We start from the raw sequence: 12,410 nt of genomic DNA, 5'->3' as shown, positions 1-12,410 counted from the left end.
TTTCTCCCTGCCGATAGTGGTTTTTTGCTAGCATTCGGTCCCTATAGCAAAATCGAATAAAAATCTTTTTCGATTGTTGTTAAAGTAATAACGCGTGACGTTCAAACGTATCGAAACTCGGCCCTCGCGTTCAGCGAGAGGCCTATAAGAAAAGCTAGAAAGGAGCACACATGTACAAATGCACACTGCCAGTGGCCGTTGCACTGGCCAGCCTGTCGCTGGGGGCGCAGGCGGCAGGTTTCGTGGAAGACAGCAAGGCTTCGGTCACTGCGCGCAACTTCTACATCAATTCCGACAACCGCAATGGCACTGCCAACCCGTCGAAGCAGGAAGAATGGGGCCAAGGCTTCATCTTCAACTTCACTTCCGGCTACACCCAGGGCACCGTTGGCTTTGGTGTAGACGCCATCGGCCTGACCGGCTTCCGTCTGGATTCGGGCAAGGGTACCCACTACAACCCGACCAGCACCGCCAAGGGCGGTACTGTGTTCCCGACCGGTTCCGATGGCCGCGCCGTTGACGACTTCAGCAGCCTGGGCGTAACCGGCAAGGTCAAGATCTCCAAGACCGAAGCCAAGCTCGGTGTACTGCAGCCCAAGCTGCCAGTAGTCACCTACAACGACGGTCGTCTGTTGCCGCAAACGTTTGAGGGTGGCCAGATCACCTCCAACGAGATCGACAACCTGACCCTGATCGGCGGCAAGCTCGAGCATGCCAAGGGCCGTAACAGCACTAACATGGAGTCGCTGACCATTGCCGGCTCCAACGGCAACCCGGCCACCGCCACCTCCAACCGTCGCAGCAACGCCTTCTATTACGCCGGTGCCGACTACAAGCTGAGCAAGGACCTGCTGCTGCAGTACTACTACGGCAACCTGGACGACTTCTACAAACAGCACTTCCTGGGCCTGACCCACAACCTGGCGCTGCCAGTGGGTTCGTTGAAGTCCGACCTGCGTTACTTCTACAGCGATTCCGACGGCAAGAACGCCAGCACCGAAGGCCGCCTGGCTGGCTATCGCGCATCGGGCTACCAGAACAACGGTGAAGTGGACAACCGCACCTGGAGCGCCAAGTTCACCTACTCGCTGGGCAGCCACGCACTGAGCGCCGGTTACCAGCGTGTCAACGGCACCAGCGACTTCCCGTTCCTGAACCAGGGCGACGGTGCAAGTGCCTACCTGATCACCGACGTGCAGATCGGCAAGTTCCTGCGTGCCGGCGAGCGCACCTGGCTGGCGCAGTACGCGTACGACTTCGCCGCTCTCGGCGTACCCGGCCTGACCGCCAACGCCATCTACCTGAAGGGCACCAACGTCAACTCGGCGGGCTCGGACCGTTCGGAGTGGGAGCGTGACTTCAGCCTGGCCTACGTCGTTCAGGAAGGCACCTTCAAGGGCCTGGGCCTGCAGTGGCGTAACGCTGCGCTGCGTACCGACGTATCGGGCCAGCGTGACCAAGACGAAAACCGCCTGATCGTGAGCTACACCTACAACTTCTTCTGACATCAGGTCAGCCCAGCTACGGGTCGTTGTAGTAAAACAAACCCCACCAGGGACCGCCCTGGTGGGGTTTGTTTTTCAAGGTGCGCTGCGATTGAAGCGTCAGGCCTACAGCACCGCGGAAAACACCGAGCCGGTGATCCGCTCGCTGAGCAGCTCCAGTGCCCGCAGCCCCGCCAGCGAGTTACCTGAGGCGTTCAGTGCAGGCGACCACACGCAGATGCTGTAGCGCCCCGGCACTACCGCGACAATGCCGCCGCCCACGCCGCTTTTGCCCGGCAAGCCCACGCGATAGGCGAAGTTACCCGCCTCGTCGTACAACCCACTGGTGGCCATGATCGCATTCACCTGTTGCGCCTGGCGCGGGCTGAGCACGTGCTCGCCGCTGTGTGGGCAGTAGCCGCTGTTGGCCAGGAAGGCAAAGCCACGGGCGACATCGACGCAATTCATCGACAGCGCACAATGATGGAAGTAGCTGCGCAGCACGGCGTCGACATCGTTGTGGAAGTTGCCGAACGCCTGCATCAGGTAGGCCATGGCGGCGTTGCGGGCGCGGTGCTGGTACTCGGAGTCGGCTACGACCGGGTCACTGACGATGCGTGGGTTGGCTGCCAGGCGGCGGACGAAGTCGCGCATCGACAAGGGCGGGGTAGCATAGCGCGACTGATTGATGTCGCAGATCACCAGCGCGCCGGCATTGATGAAAGGATTGCGTGGGCGACCTTTCTCCACTTCCAGCTGAACCAGCGAGTTGAACGCCTGCCCGGAGGGCTCGTAGCCCAGGCGCGTCCAGATATCCTCGCCACTGTGGTTGATCGCCTGGACCAGGCTGAAGACCTTGGAGATGCTCTGGATCGAGAAGGGCGTATGGGCATCGCCGGCGCAATGCAGCTGGCCGTCCAGGCTCTGCACGGCGATGCCGAGTTGTTGCGGGTCGACCTGGGCGAGGGCGGGGATGTACTGGGCGACCTGGCCCTGGCTGAGCAGCGGGCGGACCTGGTCGAGGATTTCTTGCAGTAATGCTTGCATGGGGGCCTGCGCGGAGCGGGTGATGGGGCTCAGGGGTTGTCTGCTGTACAAGACGAGCGTTGACGAGGCGGCGACACACCTCAGGATGTGATCGTCATGCCGCCACTGCCGATCGTCAGGTAGATTTGCCCGAAGGGCGTCGCGTGGATGTGCTTGCACGGGGCGCTGCTTTGCTGCCGGCGGTTTTGCCTTTACCGCTGCTGCGGCGTTTTTTCTTCCAGGGTGCACCTTTGCCACCGGCAGCGAGGGGCGGGCCGCTGATGGTCAGGCGCATTCCCGCGCAGCGTTGCACCAGCTTGTCCATCCAGGCCGACTGCCGGGTGACGAACTCTTCCAGGCTCATTTCGCCACTTTGAACCATGTCCAGTGCCTGTTCCCAGATCGCAGTGGTGCCGGGGTCGGCGATGGCCCGTGGCACGGCGTCGATCAGGCTGAAGGCCGCGGGGGTGGCGGACAGTGCCTTGCCGTTCTTGACCAGGTAGCCGCGGTCGAGCAGGCCCTGGATGATGCTGGCCCGGGTCGCTTCGGTACCGATGCCGGTGGTTTCCTTGAGTTTCTGCTTGAGCTGCGGGTCGTCGACCAGTTTGGCGACGCTCTTCATCGCCTTGATCAGGTCGCCCTCGGTGAACGGCTTCGGCGGCTGGGTCCACAGGTCTTTCAGCTGCAGGTCCTGGACCCTGCAGTCGTCGCCTTCGCGCAGTTGCGGCAAGACTTGCGCGGGTGGTGCTTCGCGTCCCTTGGTTGGAGTCAGTGCCTCGGGCAGGGCGCGGCGCCAGCCGGGTTCGACGATCTGCTTGCCCACTGCACGCAGGGCCTGCCCGGCACAGTCCAGTTCGGCCTGGGTGCGATCGTACTCGTGATTGGGCAGGAACTGCGCCAGGTAGCGCGCCCGGATCAGCGTATAGACCGCTTTGTACTTGGGTGGCAGGCGCGCAGGATCGCTGGCGGCGGCGGTGGGGATGATGCCGTGATGCGCGCTGACCTTGGCGTCGTTCCAGGCGCGAGAGCGGCGGTGTGGCTCCAGATGCGCCTGCAAGGGGGCGAGGCTCGTGTCGGCGCGTTGCAGGGCGGCGAGCACGGCGGGCGCCTCGGCGTGCTGGCTGAGCGGCAGGTAACCACAGTCGCTGCGCGGGTAGGTGATCAGCTTGTGGGTTTCGTAGAGCGCCTGGGCGATGTCGAGGGTTTCCTGGGCGCCAAGGCCGAATTTCTTGGAGCACAGCTCCTGCAGGGTACCGAGGTCGAAAGGCAAGGGTGCGGCCTCGCGCACACGCTCGGTCTGTACCTTGAGCACCTGTGCGCTGCCTGCGGCCTGCATCTGGGTGGCGGCCTGCTGGGCAAGTGCCTGGTTCAGGCAGCGACCCTGATCGTCGCAGGTGTCTTGTGGTGCACGCCATTGGGCGTTGAAGACCTGGTCCGAATGCGCCAGCTGCACCTCGATCGCCCAGAAGGGCGCGGGCACGAAATCGGCGATGCTGCGGTCGCGGTCGACCACCAGGCGCAGTGTCGGTGTCTGTACCCTTCCTACCGGCAGCACGCCTTGATAACCGGACTGGCGACCAAGCAGGGTGAACAGGCGGCTCATGTTCATGCCGATCAACCAGTCGGCCCGCGAGCGACCAAGGGCCGAGTGATAGAGGCTGAAGGTTTCGCTGCCGGGGAGCAGGCGGGCCAGCGCCTTGCGGATCGAGGCGTCATCGAGCGCGGAGAGCCACAGCCGCTGGATCGGCCCGCGGTAGCGGCAATGCTCGACCAGTTCGCGAGCGATCATCTCGCCTTCACGGTCGGCATCGGTGGCGATCACCAGCTCCCGGGCCTCGCCGAGCAGACGCTTGACCGCCTTGAACTGGCTGGCGGTCTTGGGCTTGACCAGCATTTTCCATTTTTCCGGAATGATCGGCAGATCATCGAGCGACCAGCGCTTGTAGCGTGCGTCATAACTGTCGGGCGGTGCGGTTTCGAGCAGGTGGCCGATACACCAGGTGACGCAGACATCGGTGCCTTGCCAGCAGCCGTCGGCCTTGCGGTTGGCACCCAGTACCTTGGCGATGTCTTTTGCCTGAGAGGGCTTTTCACAGAGAAAAAGGCGCATGGCCGTGAACGCTTCATCGAGGGTGATGGCGACTAGGATGCGCAAGACAGGGCGCGCAGGCAAGATTTATCTGTATGCATGTACAGGTTATTGCCAGGAAATATGTCCGCAGGTTTGGCAAGAATGCCACGGCATCGGGCTTGGATGACCGGCCGGTACCGTGCCAGCGTTGTCGTTCGCCTGCCAGGTGTGTCAAAGGACGATGTCGCTTGTGGGCCTTCCCTCCAATCACAACAAGGAAGTCGGATCATGCCTTTGTTCGATTACCGTCAGCTCGACGGTGCTGCCTCCTACGCGCTCTACAAGGATGCCATGGCCCTGGCGATCTATGCCTATCATGGTATCGACGACGGTTTCTCTGCTGGCTACCAGAAGCACGGCTTCGGCCTCGGGTTGCCGGCAACCCTGGTCAAGGCCCTGATCGGCGGCACCGACAGCCAGGGCGTGATTCCCGGCATCCCCTGGAATCCCGACTCCGAGGCCAAGGCGCTGGCGCAGGTCAAGGCGGCTGGCTGGACGCCAATCAGCGCCGCACAGTTGGGTTACCAGGGCAAGACCGATGCGCGTGGCACCTTCCATGGCGAGGCACCGGGCTACACCTCGGCGCAGGTCGAGGTGCTCGGCCGTTATGCCGGCGATGGTCAGCTTATTGGTCTCGGTATCGCCTTTCGTGGCACCAGCGGCCCGCGGGAGAATCTGATTGGCGACACCCTCGGCGATGCCATCAACGACCTGCTGGCAGCGCTGGGGCCAGCCGACTACGCACGCAACTACGCCGGTAACGCCTTCGACCGCCTGCTGGGCGATGTCGCGACGTTCGCCAGGGCCCACGGCTTGTCAGGTGCCGATATCACCGTCAGCGGCCACAGCCTTGGCGGGCTGGCGGTCAATAGCCTGGCAGACCTCAGTGCTTCGCGCTGGGGCGGCTTCTACAAGGATGCCCGCTATGTTGCCTTCGCCTCGCCCACGCAGGCTGCCGACCCCGACAAGGTGCTCAATATCGGTTACGAGAACGACCCCGTGTTCCGTGTGCTCGACGGCACGGCGCTGACCTGGGCGACCCTGGGCGTGCACGATGCCGCCAAGCCCTCGACCACTGACAACATCGTCAATTTCAATGACCACTACGCCTCCGACGCGTGGAACCTGCTGCCGTTTTCCATCGGCAATATCGCCACCTGGCTCTCACACCTGCCGGCAGCCTACGCCGATGGCCTGGGGCGGGTAGTGGATTCGCCGTTCTACCCCTGGACCAGCCGCGACTCGACCGTGGTGGTCAGCAACCTGTCCGACGCCACCCGTGGCTCGACCTGGGTACAGGACCTCAATCGCAACGCCGAGCCGCACTCTGACAGTACCTTCATTGTCGGTTCGGCCCAGGACGACCTGATCCGCGGCGGGCGCGGCAACGACTACCTGTATGGCGGCGCAGGCAACGACACCTTCCGCGACGACGGCGGTTTCAACCTGATAGACGGCGGCGCCGGACATGACACCCTGCATCTGGGGGACGCGCTGGCGCGCTTCTCGATAGCCCGGGATGGCGAGGGCACGCTGTATGTGCGTGATGCCGAGGGTGGGATCAGCCAGGTGCGCAATGTCGAGTCGCTGGTGAGCAAGGAAAGCAGCCTGGTGTTCTTCAGCAAGGACGTCAGTCACGCAGTGACCGTCAATGGGCTGCTCAGCAGCGGCAAGCTGGATCCCTACGCCCTGTCGGTCAGCGGCGGACAAGGCAATGATCAGTTGGTGGCCGGCAACCAGGGCCAGTGGCTGTTCGGCCTGGGTGGCGATGATCGTCTGGTGGGTGGGGCAGGCGACGATGTGCTGGTGGGCGGTGCCGGGAATGATGTGCTCAGTGGCGGCGGTGGACGAGACACCTTTCTGTTCAGCGGGCACTTCGGGCAGGACCGGGTGCTGGACTTCACCGGGCAGGACCGGTTGGTGTTCATGGGCGTTGAAGGCGGGACGGCAGCGCCGGATTGGCGTGACCACCTGAGTCGGGTGGGGGATGACCTGGTGCTGTCGTTCGGGCGCGATAGCGTGACGTTGGTGGGGATTGCGGGGCAGGGGCTTGGCGATGGGCAGATCGTGATTGCCTGAGCAACGGAGGGGCCGGCAGCGCCGGCCCCGTCCGATCAGGCGATCTCGCGTGAATCGCGGACCATGTCCACGTGCGGGATGCCGGCCTCGAGGAACTCTTCGCTGACCACCTTGAAACCCAGGCGCTCATAGAAGGGTGTGGCATGTACCTGGGCGCTGAGCATCTGCTGCTTGAGGTCACGGTTCTGCGCTTCGATGATGACCGCATTCATCAACGCGTCACCGACTTTCAGACCACGCCAGTCCTTGAGCACCGATACTCGACCGATGGTGCCGTCTGGCAACAGGCGTGCAGTGCCGATCGGGTAGTCACCTTCCATGGCCAGGAAATGGACCGCGGTCGGATCTTCGGCATCGAACTCCAGCTCTGGCGGCACGTGCTGCTCGGCGACGAATACCGCGCTGCGGATACGGTGGATATCGGCGTTGTCTTTATGCCAGTCGGCGAGGCGAACGCGGATCTTATTCATTGGCAAATCCCAGGCTTCCTTGTTGAACCAACTGGCAGACAAGCGTGAGGCCTTCTTCGTCTTCCAGCCACTCTACAAGGTTTTCGCTGTGCAGGGCGTCGGCTGAACAAATCAGTTGCAAAAGAGCACGCAGATGACCGGACAGCAGGCGGCTCTGGCCGCTGGCGAACAGCAGCAGGTTGTCGTCGACTTCCGACCAGGCCAGGCGTGCGCTCGGGTTGCGCACCAGGATCGCGCCCTGTTCGAGATAATTGATCAGCTCTTCTTCGCTCAGCGCCTCGCCTGCCACCTGCTCGGGGTAGCGCGGCTCGGTCATGAACTGGCCGAACCAGGTCAGCAGCAGGCGCTCGTCACCCATGTGCTCGGCCAGCAGGGCCTTGAGGCGGTCGAGGGCGTCGTGCTGGATCTGGTGTGGGTCGCTGACAGGTTGGGCGTCGGCGTCGCTGTAGCGCTCTTCGTCAGGCAGGAACTGGCTGAGGAAGTCGGTGAAGTGGGTCAGCACTTCGGCAGCGCTTGGGGCGCGGAAACCGACCGAGTAGGTCAGGCAGTCGTCCACGGCCACACCGTAGTGGGCCAGGCGCGGCGGCAGGTAGAGCATGTCGCCCGGCTCAAGGGTCCATTCGTCGCTCTGCTCGAAATCGGCGAGGATGCGCAGGTCGGCGTGCTCGATCAGCGGGCTGTCGCTGTTGCACATCTGGCCGATTTTCCAGTTGCGCTTGCCGTGGCCCTGCAGCAGGAATACGTCGTAGTTGTCGAAGTGCGGACCGACGCTGCCACCGGGGGCGGCAAAGCTGATCATCACATCGTCGATACGCCAGCTGGGCAGGAAGCGGAAGTTCTCCAGCAGCTCGGCCACTTCCGGAACGAACTGGTCCACGGCTTGGACCAGCAGGGTCCAGTCACGCTCGGGCAGGGTGGCGAAGGTGTCTTCCTCGAACGGGCCGCGGCGCAGCTCCCATGGGCGTTCGCCGTGCTCCAGCACCAGGCGCGATTCGACCTCTTCCTCAAGGGCCAGGCCGGCCAGCTCGTCCGGATCGATCGGGCTTTCGAAGTCGGTGAAGGCCTGGCGCACCAGCAGGGGCTTCTTCTGCCAGTAGTCGCGCAGGAATTCACGAGCGGTGAGGCCGCCAAGCAGCTGCAGTGGAGTATCAGGATTCATGTTCAACCTATTGAAAAAACGTAATTTTCGTCCGGGAATAAAAACGCCCGGCTGAGCCGGGCGTTGTACGCAGGGCGCAGGTCAGATGCGTTTGGCCTGGGCGGCTGCGTTGCCGATGTAGGTGGCCGGGGTGAGCAGCTTGAGTTCGGCCTTGGCGTCGGCCGGCATGTCCAGGCCGTCGATGAAGGTCAGCAGCGCTTCAGGGGTGATGCCCTTGCCACGGGTCAGCTCCTTGAGCTTCTCGTAGGGGTTCTCGATGTTGAAGCGGCGCATGACGGTCTGGATCGGCTCGGCCAGTACTTCCCAGCAAGCGTCGAGGTCGGCGGCGATGCGCGCTTCGTTGACCTCCAGCTTGCCGATGCCCTTCAGGCTGGCTTCATAGGCGATGACGCTGTGGGCAAAGCCCACGCCCAGGTTGCGCAGCACGGTGGAGTCGGTCAGGTCGCGCTGCCAGCGCGAGATCGGCAGCTTGCTGGCCAGGTGCTGGAACAGCGCGTTGGCGATACCGAGGTTGCCTTCGGAGTTTTCGAAGTCGATCGGGTTGACCTTGTGCGGCATGGTCGAGGAGCCGATTTCGCCGGCGACGGTCTTCTGCTTGAAGTAGCCCAGCGAGATGTAGCCCCAGACGTCGCGGTCGAAGTCGATGAGGATGGTGTTGAAGCGAGCGATGGCATCGAACAGTTCGGCGATGTAGTCGTGCGGCTCGATCTGGGTGGTGTACGGGTTGAACTGCAGACCCAGTTCGTCTTCGATGAAGGCGCGGGCGTTCTGCTCCCAGTCGATCTGCGAGTAGGCCGACAGGTGGGCGTTGTAGTTGCCCACGGCGCCGTTGATCTTGCCCAGCAGCGGCACGGCGGCGACCTGGGCGATCTGACGCTCCAGGCGGTAGACGACGTTGGCCAGCTCTTTGCCCAGGGTGGTCGGCGAGGCCGGCTGGCCGTGGGTGCGCGACAGCATCGGCACGTCGGCGTGCTGGTGGGCCAGGGCGCGGATGGCCTCGGCGATCTGGCGCATCAGCGGCAGCAGCACCTCGTCACGACCGGCGCGCAGCATCAGGGCGTGGGACAGGTTGTTGATGTCTTCGCTGGTGCAGGCGAAGTGGATGAACTCGCTGACCTTGGCCAGCTCAGGCAGCTTGGCGGCCTGCTCCTTGAGGAGGTATTCGATCGCCTTGACGTCGTGGTTGGTGGTGCGCTCGATTTCTTTCACGCGCTCGGCGTGCTCGAGCTTGAAGTCGGTCGCCAGGCTGTCCAGCAGGGCGTTGGCTTCGGCGGAGAACGCCGGCACTTCGCCGATCTGCGGGTGGGCGGCCAGACGCTGCAGCCAGCGTACTTCGACCAGGGCGCGGAAACGGATCAGGCCGAATTCGCTGAAGATGGGGCGCAAGGCCTGGGTTTTGCCGGCGTAACGGCCGTCTACAGGGGAAACCGCAGTGAGCGAAGAGAGCTGCATGGGGTGTTCTCGGACAGTCAGGCTTTTGGAAGGGCGCATATCATACATGAAAATTGCGCCTGGGTCGGGTGGCTGACCAAAGGTCGGCCGTCGAAACGCGTGTCGCGGTTCCTGTGGGAGCGGGCCTGCCCGCGAATGCGGCGGTGAATCCGGCATCGCATTCGCGGGTGAACCCGCTCCCACAGGTCAGGAAGGCGCGCGCATCATGTCGTACAGTTCATTGAGCAACTTGCGTCGGCTGAACACCAACTGCCAGCGATGCCCGCCCAGCTGGCGCCACAGGCGTGCGGCGCGGATGCCCGCCAGCAGCAGGGCGCGGATCTTCGAGGCGTTGCTGGCCTGCTGCAGGAAGCGCATGTCGCCGTGCACCTGGATGCGCTGACGCAGGGTGCTCAGGGTGTCCTGATACAAGGCTCCGCTGGAAGCGATGACGTTTTCGTGAACCAGGCCGAAATGATCGGCTTGCGACTGGATCTGCGGCAGACGGTTGCCGATGGTGTCGAGCAGGTCGCCACGCTTGGCCAGTTGGCGCTCAAGGCCCAGCATCGAAAGGGCGTAGCGCAGCGGCTCGCGTTGCAAGCTGCTGGGGTCGCGCTCCAGGGCGCCGACCAGTGCGCGGTAGCCGTCACGCAGGTTCAGGTCGTCGCCGCCGAACACTTCCAGGGTGCTGTTCGGGTCGCGTACCAGCAGGCTGCCGAGCATGCAGCCGATATTGGCTTCGCTGGCCTGCCCGGTGCGGGCGATGCGATCGACCAGCACTGCGGCCTGGAACACGCCGCCAAGGGCGATCAGTTGCTCCTGCAGATTGCTCATGCGCGTGGGCTCCAAGGCTCGGCGCTCTCGATCACGCCGCCGCCCAGGCATACTTCGCCGTCATAGAACACCACCGATTGTCCTGGCGTCACGGCGCGTTGCGGTTCGTCGAACACCGCGCGGTAGCCGTTCGCGGTGCGTTCCAGGGTGCAGTGCTGGTCGCTCTGGCGGTAGCGCACCTTGGCGGTGAGTCGACGTGGGCTGCTCAGGTCGAGCGGGTTGACCCAGAAGATGTCCGAGGCGAGCAGGGCGCGGGAGAACAGCCACGGGTGTTCGTTGCCCTGGCCCACCACCAGCACATTGCGCGCCAGGTCTTTTTCCAGCACGTACCAGGGCTCGTCGCCGGCGTCTTTCAGGCCACCAATGCCCAGCCCCTGGCGCTGGCCGATGGTGTGGTACATCAGGCCGTGGTGCTGGCCGATCACTTCGCCGTCGGTGGTCTGGATCTCGCCAGGCTGGGCGGGCAGGTACTGCTTGAGGAAGTCGCTGAAGCGACGCTCGCCGATGAAGCAGATGCCGGTGGAGTCTTTTTTCTTCGCCGTGGCCAGGCCGTGTTTCTCGGCGATGGCACGTACTTCGGGCTTTTCCAGCTCGCCAACGGGGAACAGGGTGCGGGCGATTTCCGCGCCGCCCACGGCATGCAGGAAGTAGCTCTGGTCCTTGTTCGGGTCCAGTCCCTTGAGCAGTTCGGTCAGCTCGCCGGTATCGCGCCGGCGCACGTAGTGGCCGGTGGCAATCAGGTCGGCACCCAGCGACAGGGCGTAGTCGAGGAAGGCCTTGAACTTGATTTCGCGGTTGCAGAGGATGTCCGGGTTGGGTGTGCGGCCGGCCTTGTACTCTTCGAGGAAGTGCTCGAACACGTTGTCCCAGTATTCGGCGGCGAAGTTGGCGGTGTGCAGCTTGATGCCGATGCGATCGCACACGGCCTGGGCGTCGGCGAGGTCTTCGCGGGCGGTGCAGTACTCGGTGCCGTCATCCTCCTCCCAGTTTTTCATGAACAGACCTTCCACCTGGTAGCCCTGCTCCATGAGCAGAAGGGCGGAGACGGAAGAGTCCACGCCGCCGGACATGCCGACGATGACGCGGGTCCTGGAGGGGTCTTTGGGTGTTGGGCTGGTCATGGCTACCGATGTGTATCTGGGGGAAAAATTCCGATTCTATCAGGACGGCGCATCCGCGTCAGTCGCGCAGCAGCGAGAGGCTGTGCAGCGGGCCTGCGAGGTAGTCGTCGAGGCAGCGTGGCACCAACTCGCTGCGCCAGCGCTCGGGTTCTGCGAGCAACTGTTCGCGGGTCAGCCACACGGCGCGGACGATGTCGCTGTCCAGGGCACGCTCGGGGTGGTGGCGCAGCGGACGGGCGGCGAAGCAGATGCGCTGGTAGGTCACGCCGTTACTTGGCGCGGTGTAGAGGTAGATGCCGACCACGCCGGTCAATTCGACCTCCCAGGCGGTTTCTTCGAGGGTTTCACGCAGGGCGGCCTGGGGCAGGGTTTCGTTGGCTTCCAGGTGGCCGGCGGGTTGGTTGAAGACGTGCTTGCCAGCCTTGAACTCTTCGACGAAGAGGAATTTGCCCTCGTGTTCGACGATGGTGGCGACGGTGATGTGAGGTTGCCAGGTCATGAACAGCTCCATAAGGGCTGGTACGGACCTTGTAGGAGCGGGTTTATCGAGGCGTCGAACCGCCGCGAATGCGTCAGTGGATCCAGTATCGCATTCGCGGGTAAACCTGCTCCCACAGGGTTCGCGTAGGCCGCTAGACATCTTTTATCCAGAAAGCACAAACCCCGGTGCGTGGC

10 protein-coding genes are annotated in these 12,410 nt (G+C 63.5%); 2 read left to right on the top strand and 8 right to left on the bottom strand.

Annotation, left to right across the window (positions count from 1 at the left end):
• Nucleotides 1-170 precede the first annotated feature (170 nt).
• The gene (locus tag APH44_RS08995) at nucleotides 171-1,505 is read left to right on the top strand and encodes an OprD family porin (protein ID WP_054892345.1); all 1,335 of its coding nucleotides are present in this window, start codon (nucleotides 171-173) and stop codon (nucleotides 1,503-1,505) included.
• Between the two features lie 105 nt (nucleotides 1,506-1,610).
• On the opposite strand, the gene glsB is transcribed toward APH44_RS08995, so the two are convergent.
• Nucleotides 1,611-2,531: a glutaminase B gene (gene glsB / locus APH44_RS08990; protein ID WP_054892344.1), complete on the bottom strand. Its 921-nt coding sequence runs from the start codon at nucleotides 2,529-2,531 to the stop codon at nucleotides 1,611-1,613.
• Between the two features lie 115 nt (nucleotides 2,532-2,646).
• On the bottom strand, nucleotides 2,647-4,620 hold the full coding sequence (locus tag APH44_RS08985; protein ID WP_054892372.1) for a DNA topoisomerase III: 1,974 nt from the start codon (nucleotides 4,618-4,620) through the stop codon (nucleotides 2,647-2,649).
• A gap of 249 nt (nucleotides 4,621-4,869) precedes the next feature.
• Between APH44_RS08985 and APH44_RS08980 the strand changes: the two genes are divergently transcribed.
• Nucleotides 4,870-6,720 (top strand): polyurethanase, encoded by a 1,851-nt coding sequence (locus tag APH44_RS08980; RefSeq protein WP_054892343.1) that lies wholly within the window; start codon nucleotides 4,870-4,872, stop codon nucleotides 6,718-6,720.
• 35 nt (nucleotides 6,721-6,755) lie between these two features.
• Here APH44_RS08980 and APH44_RS08975 read toward each other — a convergent pair whose 3' ends face one another.
• From APH44_RS08975 to APH44_RS08950, 6 genes are all read right to left on the bottom strand, one after another.
• The gene (locus APH44_RS08975; RefSeq protein ID WP_054892342.1) at nucleotides 6,756-7,190 is read right to left on the bottom strand and encodes a GNAT family N-acetyltransferase; all 435 of its coding nucleotides are present in this window, start codon (nucleotides 7,188-7,190) and stop codon (nucleotides 6,756-6,758) included.
• Entirely contained in the window at nucleotides 7,183-8,349 is a 1,167-nt protein-coding gene (locus APH44_RS08970) for a cupin domain-containing protein (RefSeq protein ID WP_054892341.1), read from the bottom strand. The genes APH44_RS08975 and APH44_RS08970 overlap by 8 nt, the downstream gene beginning before the upstream one ends.
• An 81-nt stretch (nucleotides 8,350-8,430) precedes the next feature.
• Nucleotides 8,431-9,801 (bottom strand): adenylosuccinate lyase, encoded by a 1,371-nt coding sequence (gene purB, locus APH44_RS08965; protein WP_054892340.1) that lies wholly within the window; start codon nucleotides 9,799-9,801, stop codon nucleotides 8,431-8,433.
• 186 nt (nucleotides 9,802-9,987) lie between these two features.
• Nucleotides 9,988-10,614 (bottom strand): high frequency lysogenization protein HflD, encoded by a 627-nt coding sequence (gene hflD / locus APH44_RS08960; RefSeq protein ID WP_054892339.1) that lies wholly within the window; start codon nucleotides 10,612-10,614, stop codon nucleotides 9,988-9,990.
• A complete protein-coding gene (gene mnmA / locus APH44_RS08955) occupies nucleotides 10,611-11,735 on the bottom strand; it encodes a tRNA 2-thiouridine(34) synthase MnmA (protein ID WP_054892338.1) in 1,125 nt (374 codons plus the stop codon). The genes hflD and mnmA overlap by 4 nt, the downstream gene beginning before the upstream one ends.
• Before the next feature lie 58 nt (nucleotides 11,736-11,793).
• A complete protein-coding gene (locus tag APH44_RS08950; RefSeq protein WP_054892337.1) occupies nucleotides 11,794-12,234 on the bottom strand; it encodes an NUDIX hydrolase in 441 nt (146 codons plus the stop codon).
• Nucleotides 12,235-12,410 lie beyond the last annotated feature (176 nt).

Source organism: Pseudomonas sp. NBRC 111143, assembly GCF_001320965.1.
In the GTDB taxonomy this organism is placed as follows: Bacteria; Pseudomonadota; Gammaproteobacteria; order Pseudomonadales; family Pseudomonadaceae; genus Aquipseudomonas; species Aquipseudomonas machongensis.
This window is presented reverse-complemented; position numbering and strand designations above follow the sequence as displayed.